The following is a 15,976-nucleotide window of genomic DNA, read 5'->3' on the forward strand; positions in this document are numbered from 1 at the left end:
CGAGACGCGTGCCCCCGCTTCGCATTTCGCGGGGGAGCGGGAGCAGCGGGGGAGCGGGCGCAGCCGCTAACGCGAACGGCTCGCGGCGGGCTCCCTGCGGAGCCGCCGCGAGCCGTCACAGAGCCGCGCTAGTGCTTGCCGGACTCGCCGTTCGTCGAACCGTTGAGGCCGTCCTGGTGTTCGCGCAGTGCGGTCAGGGCACGCTGCTCGGAGCTGTGCGCCGCCTCCCGCAGGGCCGTGTCCTCGGACACCGGATCGGCGAACATGAAGCTGCCGCTGCCTGGCGACCCGGCCGAGCCCAGCTTGTTCATCTTCTTGGGCAGCGCCGATCCCTGGTATTCGAGCGGCAACGGGTGGCCGTGGTCGTCGACCGGGCCCAACGGCTGGTGCAGCTCGACGTAGGCACCGTGCGGCAGCCGCTTGATGATGCCGGTCTCGATGCCGTGCTCGAGCACCGCGCGGTCGCTGCGCTGCAGGCCGATGCACCACCGGTAGGTGACGAAGTAGACGATCGGCGGCAGGATCACCATGCCGATGCGCCCGATCCACGTCGTCGCGTTGAGCGAGATGTCGAACTTGAACGCGATGATGTCGTTCATGGCCGCCAGCGTCAGCAACATGTAGAACGAGATCGCCATCGCGCCGATCGACGTGCGCACCGGCACGTCGCGCGGACGCTGCAGCAGGTTGTGGTGCGCGTTGTCACCGCTGAACCGCTTCTCCAGGAACGGGTAGATGATCAGCAGGACGAAGATTCCGCCCATGATCAGCGCCACCCAGACCGCGGCCGGAATGGTGTGGTGCCAGAAGTAGAACTCCCACGGCGGCCAGATACGGGCCAGGCCCTCGGTCCACATCATGTAGAAGTCCGGCTGCGAGCCCGCCGAGACGTGAGATGGCTTGTAGGGCCCCAGGTTCCAGATCGGGTTGATCTGCAGCAGACCGCCCAGCAGGCCCAGCACGCCGACGATCGCGGCGAAGAACGCGCCGGACTTGACCGCGAACACCGGCATCACGCGCACCCCGACCACGTTGTGCTCGGTGCGGCCCGGTCCGGGGAACTGGGTGTGCTTCTGGAACCACACCATGGCAAGGTGCAGGCCGATCAGCGCCAGGATGATGCCGGGCAGCAGCAGGATGTGCAGAGAGTACATGCGGGGGATGATGTAACCCGCTGTGGCGCATTCGTTTCCGACGCCGCCGCAGGGGAAGTCGCCACCGAACAGGGCCCAGTGCAGCCAGGTGCCGATCACCGGCATGCCCAACGTGATCGACGACAGCGCGGCGCGCAACCCGATGCCCGACAACAGGTCGTCGGGCAGCGAGTAGCCGAAGTAGCCCTCGAACATGGCCAGGATCAGCAGCAGCGAACCGATGACCCAGTTCGCTTCACGCGGCCGGCGGAACGCGCCGGTGAAGAAGATGCGGGCGAGGTGGACCATGATCGACGCCGAGAAGATCAGCGCCGCCCAGTGGTGGACCTGACGAACGAAGAGGCCGCCGCGGACCTCGAAGGAGATGTCGAGGGTCGACGCGAAGGCCTTCGACATGTCCACACCGCGCAGCGGCTGGTAGGCGCCGTTGTAGGTGACCTCGCCCATGGACGGGTCGAAGAACAGCGTCAGGTACACCCCGGTGAGCAGCAACACGATGAAGCTGTACATCGCGATCTCGCCCAGCAGGAACGACCAGTGGGTGGGGAACACCTTGTTGAGCTGTCTGCGCACGGCAGCCGACGGGTGGTAGCGCGTGTCGATGTCCTCGCCTTGACGGGCCAGGACGTCGCCGATCTTTGGGGGACTCAGTTTGGGACTCATGATGTCGTCCTCTCCCAGAATGCCGGTCCGACGGGCTCGATGAAGTCACCGTTGGCGACCAAATACCCGTTGGTGTCGATGGTGATCGGCAGTTGCGCCAACGCACGCGCCGCCGGCCCGAAGATCGGCTTGGCGAAGTGCAGCGCGTCGAACTGCGACTGGTGGCAAGGGCACAAGATTCGGTAGGACTGCTCCTCGAACAGCGACGCCGGGCAACCCAGATGCGAGCAGACCTTCGTGTAGGCGAACAGCTCGCCGAAGTTGAAGCTCTCCTGGCCCTGCCGCTTGACCACGCGGTGCATGTCGGTGGGGCGAATCCGGATGAGCATCACGGGATTACGCACACCCTGGTTGATCGCCCGCAGCTTCTCCTGCGACTCCGGGGTGGTGCCGTCGCCGTCGGACTCCCGCCACGGGAAGACGGTTTCCATGCCGCCGGCGTCGAGGTCCTCGGGCCGCATCTTGACGAACGGCGACCCGGCGAAGCTGCCGGTGGCGCGCGCGAGGTAGATGGTCTCGCCGTGGTAGCGCGGGGTCCAGTCGGAGGTGAACAGCACCGCCTTCTTGCCGTTGGCGGTCTGCACCACCGGCTTCCACGGGTTCTTGATCAGGCCGCCGGCAAACGCCACCAGGGTGGACAGGCCGAACGCGCCCAGGCCCACGCCCAGCGACAGCCCGACCAGCTTGCGCCGCCCGATGCTGGAGCCGTTATAGGCGTCCGCCAGGTTCGCCACCACGGTCTTGCGGTCGACGTCGCGGGACGCCCCGTCGTGCCGGTCTTGAATCGAAATCTCTTCGGGGATAAAGCGCTTCTGGTACAGGATGGTGCCGATCCCGATCGACAGGATCGACATCCCGAAGGTCAGGCCGTACAGCGGAGTGGTCAGTGTGTAGAGCCAGCTGCCCGCGGCCTCCTTGGGCTTGTACTCCCATGGCCAGAACAGGAAGATCAGCAGCAGCGCCAGTCCGAAGCCGCCGCCCAGCAAAAGCCAGAGGGCGACGCCGCGCTCGGCGCGCTTCTCGGCCTTGGTGCCCTCGACCGGCCAGCGGTTTTCCTTGAACACGGTCTCGACGCCGTCGAGCCTGCCGCCGAGGGCCACCAGTTCCTGCTGCGACATCGCGGCCAGCGCCGCATCGTCGGGTTCCCTCTCGCCGGTGCCCTGCGGGCTCCCGCCCGTGTCAGAGCCGCGAACGTCTTGGTCGCTCATGCTCGTGCCCCAATCCACAGTGCCAGCCCGATCGCCGCGACCATCCCGATGATCCAGGCGGCCATACCCTCGGGTGCGGGCCCGAATCCGCCCAGGCCGTAGCCGCCCGGCTGACGCTCTTCGGTCACCGCCTTGATGTAGCCGATGATGTCCTTCTTGGCCTCGAAAGACAGCTGGCGGTCGGAGAACTTCGGCATGTTCTGCGGACCGGTCCGCATGGCCGCCAGGATCTGCTGCTCGTTGGCGGGCTCGAGGTCCGGCGCGTACTTGCCGGACGACAGCGCCCCGCCCTTGCCGGTGAAGTTGTGGCACGACGAGCAGTTGAGCCGGAACAGGTCGCCACCGCGGCCGAGGTCCTCGCCGCGCAGCGAGTGCATCGCCAGGCTGCCGTCGGGGTTGCGCACGGTCGTCGGGCCGCCGCCGTTGGCCTGCACGTAGGCGCCCAGCGCGTCGATCTGGCCCGCGTCGAAGATCGGTTCCTTGCGGGGCGCCTGCGCCTCGCCGGTCATCGCCGGCATCCGGCCGGTGGACACCTGGAAGTAGACGGCCTCTTCGCCGACACCGATCAGGCTCGGCCCACGGTCGGGCACACCCTGCAGGTTGGCGCCGTGACAAGACACGCACGACGTGTCGAAGAGCTGCTTTCCATTCCGCAGCAGCGCCGAGTTCGACTCATCGGCGACGGCCACCTGCGGACGGGGGGTCAGGATGGCGGCCAGACCACCGGCGATGGTCAGCGCGATCAGCAGCAGCAATCCGCCCGACAACCGGCGGCGCAGCCGCCGTCGCGAACGGTCACGCTGCCCTTGTTGCGACTGAGTAAGCCGCGAACCGGATCGGGTAGACCCCAGTTTCTTCAACCGAGCACTCCTGTTCGTCCAGCGCCTGCTCATCGGATGAAATAGATCACGGTGAACAGCGCGATCCACACGATGTCGACGAAATGCCAGTAGTACGAGACGACGATGCTGGCCGTAGCCTGCGCCGGCGTGAACTTGCTCATCGCGGTGCGGGCCAGCAAGAAGATGAAGGCGATCAGTCCGCCGGTCACGTGCAGGCCGTGGAACCCGGTGGCCAGATAGAACACGCTGCCGTAGGCGCTGCCGGGGATGGTGGTGCCGTGGGTCGCCAGGTGGAAGTACTCATAGCCCTGCCCGCAAACGAAGAACAGACCCATCAGGAAGGTGATGACGTACCAGCGGCGCAGCCCGAACACGTCGCCGCGCTCGGCCGCGAACACCCCCATCTGGCAGGTGAACGACGACGCGATCAGCACCAATGTCACGGGGACGGCCTGGTACAGATTCAGCTCGGTGGGCGGCGGCGGCCATTTCCCACCGGACTGGGCACGCGCGGTGAAGTACATCGCGAACAGGCCGGCAAAGAACATCAGCTCGCTGGAGAGCCAGACGATGGTGCCGACACTGACCATGTTGGGTCGATTCAGCGAATGAACCCGCGACGTAATTGCAGTACCTGAGGTCCCGACAGCGCTGGTCACATCCGCAAGTATGACGCTTTGTAGTTGTTGATCTCCACCCGGGGCGCAATTTGATGTCTGGCGCGTCGCGCGCGCGTGGGGGCCGGGCCGCTCGCGGTCGGCGGTTGGGGCCGGTGTGGTCCCCGTGGGACCATCGGCGCGTGGCTTTGTCATCTGAGGTTTCGCCGTCCGGCGGGTCCGCAACGTCGTGGCCGCGGGTCCTGGGCCGGCTGACGGGCGGTCAGGACCTGACCCGCGGCCAGGCCGCCTGGGCCATGGATCAGATCATGACCGGCGAGGCGAGCGCCGCCCAGATCGCGGCCTTCGCGGTGGCGATGCAGGTGAAGGTGCCGACGTCGGCCGAGGTGATCGAGCTGGCCGAGGTCATGCTCGGCCACGCGCTGCCGATGCCCGACAGCGCATCGCGCCAGGAAGTCGGAGATACCGTCGACATCGTCGGAACCGGCGGCGACGGCGTCAACACCGTGAACCTGTCCACGATGGCCGCGATCGTGACGGCGGCCGCGGGTGTGCCGGTGGTCAAACACGGCAACCGGGCGGCCTCGTCGTTGTCCGGTGGCGCCGACACGCTTGAGGCGCTCGGCATCCGCATCGACCTCGGACCCGACGAGGTGGCGCGCAGCCTCGCCGAGGTCGGCATCGGGTTCTGCTTCGCGCCGCTGTTCCACCCGTCGTACCGGCACACCTCGGCGGTGCGCCGCGAGCTTGGCGTGCCGACGGTGTTCAATCTCCTTGGGCCGCTTACCAATCCGGCCCGGCCCCGGGCCGGATTGATCGGCTGCGCGTTCGCCGACCTGGCCGAGGTGATGGCGGGGGTGTTCGCCGCCCGCCGCTCCAGCGTGCTGGTGGTGCACGGCGACGACGGGCTCGACGAGTTGACCACCACGACCACCAGCACGATCTGGCGGGTGCAGGCCGGCACAGTGGACAGGCTGACGTTCGATCCGGCCGGGTTCGGGTTCCCCCGCGCCGACCTCGACGACTTGCTGGGCGGCGACGCGCAGGCCAACGCCGCGGAGGTGCGCGCGGTGCTGGCCGGGGGCAAGGGCCCGGTGCGCGACGCCGTCGTGCTCAACGCCGCCGGCGCGATCGTGGCCTACGCCGGGCTATCCAGTCGCGCCGAATGGTTGCCGGCGTGGGAGGACGGGTTGGCCCGCGCCAGCAAGGCCATCGATTCCGGCGCGGCCGAACAGCTGCTCGCGCGTTGGGTGCGGTTCGGCCAGCAGGTCTGAATCGCGCAGGGCTTGCTCGGCGGCCACCCGCGCCGAGCGCGCCGCCTCCGCCCAGGCCGCCCACCCGCCGGCGGATCGCAGCGGGGACGCCCAGCCCGCGCCCTCCCCGGTTCCCTCGACCCGCACGATGCGCACGCCGGGCGCGCCCAGCCAGCGCGCGATCAGTGCGGTCTCCTCGACCAGCGCCCCGCCCAGCGGGGCCGGCACGGGCAGAATCGCTTGTGCCCCAGCGGTAATCGCGTCGACGACCGGCATCGGCGGCACCCCCCGTCGGGCGTTGCCGGCCGCGGCGAGTTGGCCGTGGCGGATGACGACGAGGTGATAGCCGCCCTGGCCGTCGGGGGCGGCGGCGATCAGTTCGGGCAGCGCGGCCAGGGCGCGCAACCGCTGACCGCGCCACAGCGTCTCGACGGCGGCGGCGGTGCGGTCGCGCAGCCGCGCGGCGCTTTCGAAGTGACTCCGCTCGGCGAGGGCGGCGACCTGGGCCACGGCGGCCGTCAGGGCGGTGTTGTCCGCGCCGTCGACCAACGAAGCCATGTGCGCGACGGCCGCGGCGTATTGCGTGGCGGTGACGTCGCGCGCGGCCGGGCACGGTGACACCTCCGCCTCGGCGCACAGCGGCCCGTGTAATGCCGAGCGGCCTAACCGGTTCGTGCAGGTGCGCAGCCCGGTGAACCTGGCCAGCAGGGCGGCGGTGTCGGCGGCGTCGGCGCGTGCCCGGAACGGTCCGACGGCGCGGTCGTGGCGCGGGGCGCGCACCACCGCCAGGCGGGGGAACGCCTCCTCGGTCAGCGCCACCCACCACCACCGCTGCGGGAACCTGGATCGGCGGTTGTACGGCGGGGCATGCGCGGCCAGCAGCCGCAGTTCGCGCACACCGGCCTCCAGCGCGTGGGCGCACTCGACGTGGTCGACCGCGCCGGCCAGTGTGACCATCTCTTTCATGCGGCCGCGGGGATCGGCTCCGGTGAAGTACTGCGAGACCCGCCTGCGCAGGTCGACGGCGGTGCCGATGTAGAGCACCTCGCCCGACGGCCCGCGAAACAGGTACACCCCCGGCCGGTGCGGGAGCCCGTCGGCGAGCACGCGTTTGCGGCGCTGGGCCGGTGTCACGTCGGGCAGATAGGAGCGCAGGTCGGCGTAGGTGTGCACGCCCTGGTTGCCCACCCGCTCGATGAGGGCGTGCAGCACGTCGACGGTCGCGCGGGCGTCGTCGAGCGCGCGGTGGGTGGGTTGGGTGACCCCTCCGAGCCGGTTGGCGAACAGCCGCGCCAGGGAGGCCAGCCGCACACTGGGGGCCTCCTCGCGGCTGAGCACCCGGCGGGCCAGCCGCACGGTGCACAGCACCTGCGGCCGCGGCCAGGCGATGTCGCACTGCTGGGCGGCGGCGCGCAGGAAGCCGATGTCGAAGCCGGCGTTGTGCGCGACCAGCACCGCGTCGCGGGAGAACTCCAAAAACATCGGCAGCACGGCGTCGATGGTCGGCGCGTCGGACACCATCGCCGTGGTGATGCCGGTCAGCTGCACGATCTGGGGCGGGATGCTGCGCTGCGGATCGATCAGGGTGGCGAACTCGCCGAGCACCACGCCGCCGCGCACCTTGACCGCCCCGATTTCAGTGATGGCGTCCGGCTGCGCCCCCGCGGTGGCTTTGGTGCGTCCGCCGGTGGTCTCGAGGTCAACCACGACGAAGGTGGTATCGCGCAGCGAGAGCTCATCGGGCGTGCAGGGTGACCCCACGTCGGCGAAGCTCAGCTGAGTCGCGCCACGTGCAGCCACGGGGGTGACGTTAGGCACGGCGACCGACATCGGCGGCGTCCCACGCCGCGGCCGGGAAGAGATGTCGGTGCCCGCGGTTAGCGTTCGGGCTGACCGGCGTGATGTTCGTCGGAGCCAGACCGAGAGGACGATCCCGATGGCACCAAGAACTGGACCCACCAACGTCGCGATGCCGCCGCCGGAGCCGGGCGCGCCGGTGGTGATCGACTGTGACGACTGCGCGGTGCGCGGCCCCGGCTGCCGCGACTGTGTGGTCAGCGTGATACTCGGGGTCCCGGATACTTTATTGCAGGACGAACGAGCGGCATTGGAAGTTCTCGCCGAGGTCGGCTTGGCGCCGCGGCTTCGGCTAGTCCCGATTCGTCGGGACCGTGGATCTGGGGTAGCCTAAATGCCTTGTCCGCCAAAGGCCCTCGACCCAGGCGGAATGGATCACATGAAAATGACAGAATTCTTTCTAATTTCTTAACCGCCCGCTTTGGACAAACGCCGATATCGTTTCGTAACCTGTTTGAGACCTAAACCCGCTCGACGACCAGCATTCGTCGATGGCCGTTTAAGGAAGCAAAATCTTGAGGCTTGACTCTAGGTACCCGGTTGCGCGTGTCCTGACACGTTCGGTCCTGGGGACGCTAGCTGGCTTCGCGATTCTGTTCGGCGTGGTGACCGCCCCCTCATTGGCGGATCCGGCCGAAGACGCCATGGCAAAACTCAACGAGCTGTCGCGTCAGGCCGAGCAAACCACCGAGGCGATGCACAGCGCCCAGCTCGACCTGAACGACAAGGTGGCCGCCCAGCGCGCCGCCGACAAGAAGCACAACGACGACCAGGCCGCCGTCGACGCGACGAAGGCCCACTTGGCGTCGTTCCAGAACTCCGTCAACAACCTAGCCGCCGCCACCTACATGGGCGGTCACGTCGACGGCATGGAAGCCATCCTGACCGCCGGCTCGCCGCAGGGGCTCATCGACAAGCTCGCGGTGCAGCGGGTGATGGCCACGCAGATGGCCAGCCAGATGAAGAGCTACCGGATCGCCGGCGAGCAGGCCGCCAAGGCCGAGCGCGAGTCCGCGAAGTCCGCCGCCGACGCCAAGAGCGCGGCCGAGCAGGCCGCCGCGGTGCGGGCCAGCTTGCAGTCCAAGCAAAGTCAGCTGCAGGTGCAGATCGCGGTGGTCAAGTCGCAGTACATGTCGCTGACCGCCGACCAGCGCACCGCCCTCGCCAATCCCGCGCCGGCGGTGCCCGCGGCGGCGCCGGCTCCCGGCGCCCCGGCTCCGGAAGCGGCACCCCCGGGGCCCGGCCAGGCGCCCGGTGAGGCTCCGCCTCCGGGCGGGATGCCCGGGATGGCTCCCGGCGGCGGGGTCGGCGGCGGTGACCGCGCCACCGTCGTGCAGGCCGCGCTGACCCAGGTGGGTTCGTCCTATGTGTGGGGCGGCGCCGCGCCCGGCGGCTTCGACTGCTCCGGACTGGTGATGTGGGCGTTCCAGCAGGCCGGCATCTCGTTGCCGCACTCCAGCCAGGCGATGGCCCACGGCGGTCAACCCGTGTCGCTGTCGGACCTGCAGCCCGGTGACGTGCTCACCTTCTACTCCGACGCCTCGCACGCCGGCCTCTACATCGGTGACGGCATGATGATCCATTCCTCCACCTACGGTGTGCCGGTACAGGTCGTGCCGATGAACTCTTCAGGCCCGATCTACGACGCCCGCCGTTACTAGACATCTCGCGCTGCGCCGGCGGCTTCCGATCCTGCTGGCCTGGGTTTTCGTCGTCGAACTGATCGTGGCCGCGGCCGTGCCGTTCGACGCCGTGCGGAACAGCCGGCTCCGGCCCCCGCAGCTGATCACGCCCGCGCGCAGCCAGGTCAGCGCCTCGACGAAGTCGATCGTCGTCGGCGACCGTACCGTCCGGCTGCTGGGCCTCGGCGGCGCGTCGAGTGAGCGCCTGTTGTCGCGGGTGGCCTCGGACATGGGCGCCGCGATCAACGCCGTGGAGGCGTTCTGGGGCGCCGACTGGCCACGCGAAATCTCGGTGGTCGCGGCCGGCACGGACGAGGAATTTCGCGCCGCCGCCGGCGGGGGACCGGCGGCGCAATGGGCCGACATCGCCGCCGCCACGGTCTCCGACCGGATCGACCCCGCTCGCCGGGTCGCCCTCGGCCAGCGCATCGTGTTCGCGCCGGGCGCCGCCACCATCAGTGCAACGTCCCTGCGAATCGTGTTGACCCACGAGCTTTTTCACTACGCCTCGCGCGCGGACACCGTTGCGGACGCACCCCGCTGGCTCACCGAGGGCGTCGCCGACTTCGTCGGCCGCCCCCCAACGCCGGTGCCCAGGGAGGGGATGCTGCCCATGACGCTGCCCTCGGATGCCGACCTGGACGTGCCGGGCGCGCCGCGCTCGCTGGCCTATGACCGCGCCTGGTGGTTCGCCCGGTTCGTGGCCGACACCTTTGGCGCGCCGAAGCTGCACGACCTCTACCTGGCGACCTGCGGCGTCAGGCGCGCCGACATGGCGACGGCGGCCCACGACGTGCTGGACACCAGCGAGGCGGGCCTGCTCACCGGTTGGCGCCAGTGGCTGACCCATTAGGGCGCACCGCCGGGCTCAGGCCGTGTGCACGGACCGCATCGCCGTCACGCTAGCCTGTCGCAGGTGAGTCGGGTCCTGCTGGTAACCAACGACTTTCCGCCCCGCCCGGGCGGCATCCAGTCGTACCTCGGTGAGTTCGTCGGTCGACTCGCCGAGGCCACGTCGCATTCGGTGACGGTGTATGCGCCGCAGTGGAAGGGCGCCGAGGCCCACGACGAGGCGGCCGGCTACCGCGTGGTGCGCCATCCGGGAACCCTGATGCTGCCCGGCCGGGCGGTCGATGCCCGGATGCGGCGGCTGATCGGCGACCGGGGCATCGAGACCGTCTGGTTCGGGGCGGCCGCGCCGTTGGCCCTGCTGGCCCGACGAGCTCGTGGGGCGGGGGCGAAGCGGGTGGTGGCCAGCACGCACGGCCACGAGGTTGGCTGGTCGATGCTGCCGGTCGCGCGGTCCGTGCTGCGTCGCATCGGTGACGACACCGACATCGTCACGTTCGTCAGCCGCTATACGCGGTCCCGGTTCGCGCCGGCGTTCGGTCCCAAGGCGTCGCTGGAATACCTGCCCTCCGGGGTGGACACCGACAAGTTCCGGCCCGATCCGGCCGGGCGCGCCGAGCTGCGCCGGCGCTACGGGTTGGGCGAACGGCCCACCGTGGTGTGCGTGTCGCGGCTGGTGCCCCGCAAGGGCCAGGACATGCTCATCAGGGCGCTGCCGTCGATCCGGCGACGCGTCGACGGGGCCGCCCTGGTCATCGTCGGCGGCGGACCCTACCTGGAATCGCTGCGGGCCCTGGCCCGCGACTGCGGGGTGGCCGACGAGGTCATCTTTACCGGGGGCGTGCCGGCCGCCGAACTGCCCACGCACCACGCGCTGGCGGACGTGTTCGCGATGCCGTGCCGCACCCGCGGCGCCGGGCTGGACGTCGAGGGGCTGGGCATCGTCTTCCTGGAGGCCTCGGCGAGTGCGGTGCCCGTCGTCGCCGGAAAATCCGGGGGAGCCCCGGAAACGGTGCGGCACAACGAAACCGGGCTCGTCGTCGACGGGGGCTCGGTCACCGAAATCGCCGACGCCGTCGCCGAGTTGCTGAGCGATCGGGACAGGGCGGCCGCGATGGGCGCGGCCGGGCGCGAATGGGTGACGGCCCAGTGGCGCTGGGACACCCTGGCGGCGAGGCTGGCCGGGCTGCTCGGCTAGCGGCGCCGAGCGGTCAGTCCTTTTGGTAGATGGCCTCGATGTCGGAGGCGAACTTTTCGGCCACCACGTTGCGCTTGACCTTCATCGTCGGGGTCAGCTCGCCGGTGTCCTCGGTGAAATCGACCGGCAGGATGCGGAACTTGCGGATCGACTCGGCGTGCGACACCGCCAGATTGGCGTCCTTGATGGCCGCGTCCACCTCGGCGACGAGGTCGGGATCGGTGGCCAGGTCGGCCACCGAGGTGCCGGATCCCTTCTGGTTGCGCTGTTTCCAGCCGTCGAACGCCTCGGGGTCGATGGTGATCAGCGCGGCGATGAACGGCTTGTTGTCGCCGACGACCATGGCCTGACTGATCAGCGGATGCGCCCGCAGCCGGTCCTCGAGCACGGCGGGCGCGACGTTCTTGCCGCCCGCGGTGACGATGATTTCCTTCTTGCGTCCGGTGATCTTCAAGAAGCCGTCCTCGTCGAGCACGCCCAGATCGCCGGTCCTGAACCACCCGTCGGTGAACGCGTCGGCGGTGGCCTGCTCGTTGCGCCAGTAGCCGCTGAACACCACGCCGCCGCGCACCAGCAGCTCGCCGTCGTCGGCGATGCGCATGCTGTTGCCGGGCAACAACGTTCCGACCGTGCCGATCTTGACGTTGCCGACCTGGTTGACCGTGATCGCGGAGCTGGTCTCGGTCAGGCCGTAGCCCTCATGGATGGTCAGGCCGACGCCCCGGTAGAAGTGCCCCAGCCGCGACCCCAGCGGCGCGCCGCCCGACACGGACGCATGGCAGTCGCCGCCCAGCGCCCCGCGCAACTTGCGGTAGACCAGCCGGTCGAACAGCGCGTGCTTGGCGCGCAGCAGCGGCCCCCGCCGGCCGCGGTCGGAGGCCTCGCTCCAGTCGACGGCGGTTTGCACGGCCATGGCGAAGATCCGGCCCTTGCCGTCGTTCGCCGCGTTTTGCTCGGCCGTGTTGTAGACCTTTTCGAACACCCGCGGGACCGACACCACCACGGTCGGTTTGAACACCGCGAACATCGGCACCAGGTTCTTGATGTCGCTGGTGAACCCGACCGTCACCTTGTTGGCGAAGGCGGACAACGTCAGCGAGCGCGCCAGCACGTGCGCCAGCGGCAAGAAGATCAGCAGCCGCTGGCCCTCGTCGAGCAGCGTCGGCAGGCTCTCCTTGGCGCCGCGGGTCTCATACAGCAGGTTCGAATGCGTCAGCTGGCAGCCCTTGGGCCGCCCGGTGGTGCCCGAGGTATAGATCAATGTCGCGGGGTCCCCGGCCCGCAGGGCCTCCAGGCGTGCGGTCAGCTCGGCCGGCTCCACCGACTCGCCGGCCTCGACGAGTTGGTCGAGCGCCTTGGGGCCCGAACCGTCGATGTGCAGCACCCGGCGCAGGGCGGGCAGTTCGGCGGTCAGTTCGGTGACCATGGCCGCGTGTTCGTCGGTTTCGGCGAAGGCCAGCACCGCCTCGGAGTCCTGCAGCACCCAGCGCACCTGTTCGGCCGACGACGTCTCGTAGATCGGCACGGTGACCGCGCCGATCGACAAGATCGCCAGGTCGAGGATCGCCCATTCGTAGCAGGTGGCACAGAAGATCGACACCCGGTCGCCGGCCTGCACCCCGAGTGCGATCAAACCCAGTGCGGCGGAGCGGATCTGGCCGGCCGCCTCGGCGCAGGTGACGTCGGTCCACTCGCCGTCGACCTGACGCTGGTAGATGACAAAGTTCGGGTCGTCGCGCTCGTGTTCGAAGACCATCGCGGCGATGTTGTCGTCATCGTCGACCGGAAAGCGGGCGGGGACGCTGTACTCACGCACTCTTATGACCTCAATTGACCTCGTGACGTTTCCCGGCAGCCGGGGTTGCTGTCGACCAGCCTAATCCGAGCATCGAACCAGCACGGCGATAGTCGCTGCGGCGGGGGCCGCGATTGCCCCGCCGCGATGCCCGCCCTCGGCGGGACGCCGCGGGCCGGTGTGTGAAGCTGTGGGCATGAGCAGCATCCAGATCGCGGATGAGACGTTTGTCGCCGCCGACGGCGCACGGGTGGGCGCCGCGGTCGCGGATCGGGCGAGTTGGCGTCGCTGGTGGCCCGACCTGCGGCTGCAGGTCGTCGAGGACCGCGCCGACAAGGGCATCCGGTGGTCGGTCACCGGCGCGCTGACCGGGACCATGGAGGTCTGGCTGGAACCGTCGCTGGACGGGGTCGTGCTGCACTACTTCCTGCACGCCGAGCCCACCGGGGTGGCGGCCTGGCAGCTGGCCAAGCTCAACCTGGCGAAAATGACACACCGCCGCCGGGTGGCGGGCAAAAAAATGGCCTTCGAGGTCAAGACGACACTGGAACGGTCACGTCCGGTCGGAGTTTCTCCGGTAGTTTAGCCGGGTCGGGTCCGCGCAGAGAGTACCGTTTCGGACCGAGACCCGCGGGGGTCCCCGCACGGCAGGTTCGAAGCAGCCGGGGCCGATCCGCGTGCGGGAGAGAGGGCAGCAACCAGGTGGCGGAGAAGACGACGCAAACCATCTACATCGAAGCCGACCCGGGCACCGTGATGCAGGTGATCGCCGATATCGATTCCTACCCGCAGTGGATCTCGGAGTACAAGGAAGCCGAGGTCCAGGAGAAGGACGCGGACGGCTACCCGAAGGTGGCCCGGATCGTCATGGACGCCACCGTCCTCAAGGACACCATGGTGATGTCCTACCAATGGCACAAGGATCGCCAATCGGTTAGCTGGACGCTGGTATCGAGCTCGCTGCTGCGCTCCCTCGAGGGCTCGTACCGGTTGGCGCCCAAGGGATCTGGCACCGAAGTCACCTACGAACTCTCCGTTGACCTGGCCATGCCGATGATCGGACTGCTCAAGCGCAAGGCCGAGCGGCGGTTGACCGACACCGCGTTGAAGGATCTGAAGAAACGAGTCGAGGCTGAGTGAGACGGCTGCGCCCGCCCCGGCCCGGATCAGTCTCTTCGTTGGCAAAGGCGGGGTAGGGAAATCCACCCTGGCTTGCGCCACCGCGGTCAGTTCCGCCAGCGCGGGGCAGCGGGTGCTGGTGGTGTCCACCGACCAGGCGCACTCGCTCGGTGACGTGCTGGGCATACCCGTCCCGCCCAGCCAGGACGAACTGGTGCGGGTGTCCGCCGATCTCGAAACCGGGCGAGCGGAGGCCGGCGGCGGGTTTCTCGATGCGCTGGCCCTGGACACCCTCGCCCTGCTCGAGGTCCGGTGGCGCGACGTCGTCGCCACCCTGGACCGGCGGTTCCCCAACTCCGAATTGAGCACCATTGCGCCCGAAGAGCTTTCGGCGTTGCCCGGCGTTCAGGAGGTGCTCGGCCTGCATGCCGTCGGCGAGCTGGCCGGCTCCGGGCGATGGGACCGCGTGGTGGTCGATTGCGCGTCGACCGCCGACGCCCTGCGGATGTTGACGTTGCCCGCCACCTTCGGGCTGTACGTCGAGCGGGCGTGGCCGCGGCATCGCCGGCTGTCCGTCACCGCCGACGACGCCCGCTCGGCGGCGGTGGTCGAGTTGCTCGAGCGCATCAGTGCCAGCGTGGAGACGCTCGGCGCGCTACTCACCGATGGCGAGCTGGTCGGTGCGCATCTGGTGCTGACCCCTGAGCGGGTCGTCGCCGCGGAGGCGGCCCGCACGCTGGGGTCGCTGGCCTTGATGGGTGTGCGCGTCGAAGAGCTGATCGTGAACCAGGTTCTGCTGCAAGATGACTCGTACGAATACCGCAATCTGCCCGAGCATCCGGCCTTCTACTGGTACACCGAACGCATCGCCGAGCAGCAGGGCGTGCTCGACGAACTCGACGCCACCATCGGTGAGGTCGCCCTCGTGATGACCCCACACCTGTCCGGCGAGCCGATCGGCGCCAAGGCGCTGGGCGCGCTGCTCGATGCCGCCCGCCGCCGGGGAGGCACCGCGCCGCCGGGCCCCTTGCGGCCCACCGTCGACCTCGAATCCGGGACGGGACTTGGGTCCGTCTACCGGATGCGGCTAGCGTTGCCGCAACTCGATCCGTCGGCGCTGACCTTGGGGCGGGTCGATGACGACCTCATCATCAGCGCCGGCGGACTGCGGCGCAGGGTGAGGTTGGCGTCCGTGCTTCGGCGCTGCACGGTGCTGGACGCACGCCTGCGGGGTAGTGAGTTGACGGTGCGTTTTCGACCAGATCCGGAGGTGTGGCCTAAGTGAGTGGGGCTCATCCCGAAATCGGTCCGGAGCTACGCAGGCTCGCACAGTCGATTCTGGACGGCATCGATCCCGCGGTGCGCGCGGCGGCGGCGCTGACGGCGGGTGCGGGACCCGGCACCGGCAAGTGCCAGCAGGTGTGGTGCCCGGTGTGCGCGCTGGCGGCGTTGGCGACCGGCGACCAACACCCCTTGCTCACGGCGATCGCCGACCACAGCATCGCCCTGCTTCAGGTGATCCGCGACATCGTCGACGACATCGACCGCGCGTCCACGCCCCCGACCGAACCGCCGCCCGACGGTCCGCCCGACCCCGGCGACGGTGCCCCGCGGACCCGTTATCAGCCCATCCCGGTCACGCTGGACGAGTGAGGTGCCTGCGTCGCAGGTGGTCCCTTCTCGTGGGGATAGGTACAGTTGGCGCAGAACATCAGCGGGGTGTAGCCGAGAGGGAGGGC

General features: G+C 69.2%; 14 protein-coding genes and 1 pseudogene. 9 read left to right on the forward strand and 6 right to left on the reverse strand.

The window, feature by feature from the left end; all coding sequences use genetic code 11:
• Positions 1 to 128 precede the first annotated feature (128 nt).
• Genes qcrB through ctaE form a run of 4 tightly spaced genes read right to left on the reverse strand, consistent with a single transcriptional unit; the run spans position 129 to position 4,526 of the window.
• Complete coding sequence (gene qcrB, locus G6N26_RS02360) at positions 129 to 1,817, reverse strand: cytochrome bc1 complex cytochrome b subunit (protein ID WP_067173732.1); 1,689 nt, start codon at positions 1,815 to 1,817, stop codon at positions 129 to 131.
• Positions 1,814 to 3,025 carry a cytochrome bc1 complex Rieske iron-sulfur subunit gene (qcrA, locus tag G6N26_RS02365; RefSeq protein ID WP_067173729.1) on the reverse strand — a complete coding sequence of 404 codons (1,212 nt, stop codon included), beginning with the start codon at positions 3,023 to 3,025 and terminating at the stop codon, positions 1,814 to 1,816. Before qcrA ends, qcrB begins: the two co-directional genes overlap by 4 nt.
• On the reverse strand, positions 3,022 to 3,885 hold the full coding sequence (gene qcrC / locus G6N26_RS02370) for a cytochrome bc1 complex diheme cytochrome c subunit (protein ID WP_095577043.1): 864 nt from the start codon (positions 3,883 to 3,885) through the stop codon (positions 3,022 to 3,024). The genes qcrA and qcrC overlap by 4 nt, the downstream gene beginning before the upstream one ends.
• Before the next feature lie 29 nt (positions 3,886 to 3,914).
• Complete coding sequence (ctaE, locus tag G6N26_RS02375) at positions 3,915 to 4,526, reverse strand: aa3-type cytochrome oxidase subunit III (RefSeq protein WP_055401014.1); 612 nt, start codon at positions 4,524 to 4,526, stop codon at positions 3,915 to 3,917.
• 140 nt (positions 4,527 to 4,666) lie between these two features.
• On the opposite strand from ctaE, the gene trpD reads away from it, so the two are divergent.
• A complete protein-coding gene (gene trpD, locus G6N26_RS26025) occupies positions 4,667 to 5,758 on the forward strand; it encodes an anthranilate phosphoribosyltransferase (RefSeq protein WP_163648706.1) in 1,092 nt (363 codons plus the stop codon).
• Here the strand turns inward: trpD and G6N26_RS02385 are convergent.
• A pseudogene (locus G6N26_RS02385) lies at positions 5,696 to 7,567 on the reverse strand (DEDD exonuclease domain-containing protein); the annotation flags it as partial. The gene trpD and the pseudogene G6N26_RS02385 sit on opposite strands and share 63 nt — an antisense overlap.
• Before the next feature lie 106 nt (positions 7,568 to 7,673).
• On the opposite strand from G6N26_RS02385, the gene G6N26_RS02390 reads away from it, so the two are divergent.
• The 4 genes from G6N26_RS02390 (at position 7,674) to pimB (ending at position 11,323) form a co-directional block, all read left to right on the forward strand.
• Positions 7,674 to 7,928: a hypothetical protein gene (locus tag G6N26_RS02390; RefSeq protein WP_232067525.1), complete on the forward strand. Its 255-nt coding sequence runs from the start codon at positions 7,674 to 7,676 to the stop codon at positions 7,926 to 7,928.
• Positions 7,929 to 8,109: 181 nt separating this feature from the next.
• Positions 8,110 to 9,255, forward strand: coding sequence for a peptidoglycan hydrolase RipC (gene ripC, locus G6N26_RS02395; protein ID WP_067173717.1), 1,146 nt, complete (start codon positions 8,110 to 8,112; stop codon positions 9,253 to 9,255).
• Positions 9,256 to 9,313: 58 nt separating this feature from the next.
• Complete coding sequence (locus G6N26_RS02400) at positions 9,314 to 10,129, forward strand: hypothetical protein (protein ID WP_083018470.1); 816 nt, start codon at positions 9,314 to 9,316, stop codon at positions 10,127 to 10,129.
• A gap of 63 nt (positions 10,130 to 10,192) precedes the next feature.
• A complete protein-coding gene (pimB, locus tag G6N26_RS02405; protein ID WP_083018467.1) occupies positions 10,193 to 11,323 on the forward strand; it encodes a GDP-mannose-dependent alpha-(1-6)-phosphatidylinositol monomannoside mannosyltransferase in 1,131 nt (376 codons plus the stop codon).
• Positions 11,324 to 11,336: 13 nt separating this feature from the next.
• Here the strand turns inward: pimB and G6N26_RS02410 are convergent, their stop codons facing one another.
• Positions 11,337 to 13,139: an AMP-dependent synthetase/ligase gene (locus G6N26_RS02410; RefSeq protein ID WP_083018464.1), complete on the reverse strand. Its 1,803-nt coding sequence runs from the start codon at positions 13,137 to 13,139 to the stop codon at positions 11,337 to 11,339.
• A gap of 175 nt (positions 13,140 to 13,314) precedes the next feature.
• Between G6N26_RS02410 and G6N26_RS02415 the strand changes: the two genes are divergently transcribed.
• The 4 genes from G6N26_RS02415 to G6N26_RS02430 all read left to right on the forward strand — a co-directional run bounded on the left by G6N26_RS02415 (position 13,315) and on the right by G6N26_RS02430 (position 15,890).
• Positions 13,315 to 13,704, forward strand: coding sequence for a polyketide cyclase / dehydrase and lipid transport (locus G6N26_RS02415; protein ID WP_083018463.1), 390 nt, complete (start codon positions 13,315 to 13,317; stop codon positions 13,702 to 13,704).
• A gap of 116 nt (positions 13,705 to 13,820) precedes the next feature.
• Complete coding sequence (locus G6N26_RS02420) at positions 13,821 to 14,258, forward strand: SRPBCC family protein (protein WP_083018461.1); 438 nt, start codon at positions 13,821 to 13,823, stop codon at positions 14,256 to 14,258.
• Entirely contained in the window at positions 14,251 to 15,522 is a 1,272-nt protein-coding gene (locus tag G6N26_RS02425; RefSeq protein WP_197746766.1) for an ArsA family ATPase, read from the forward strand. The genes G6N26_RS02420 and G6N26_RS02425 overlap by 8 nt, the downstream gene beginning before the upstream one ends.
• Positions 15,519 to 15,890, forward strand: coding sequence for a hypothetical protein (locus tag G6N26_RS02430; protein ID WP_083018458.1), 372 nt, complete (start codon positions 15,519 to 15,521; stop codon positions 15,888 to 15,890). The genes G6N26_RS02425 and G6N26_RS02430 overlap by 4 nt, the downstream gene beginning before the upstream one ends.
• The last annotated feature ends 86 nt before the right edge of the window (positions 15,891 to 15,976 follow it).

This window comes from Mycobacterium marseillense, assembly GCF_010731675.1.
In the GTDB taxonomy this organism is placed as follows: domain Bacteria; phylum Actinomycetota; class Actinomycetes; order Mycobacteriales; family Mycobacteriaceae; genus Mycobacterium; species Mycobacterium marseillense.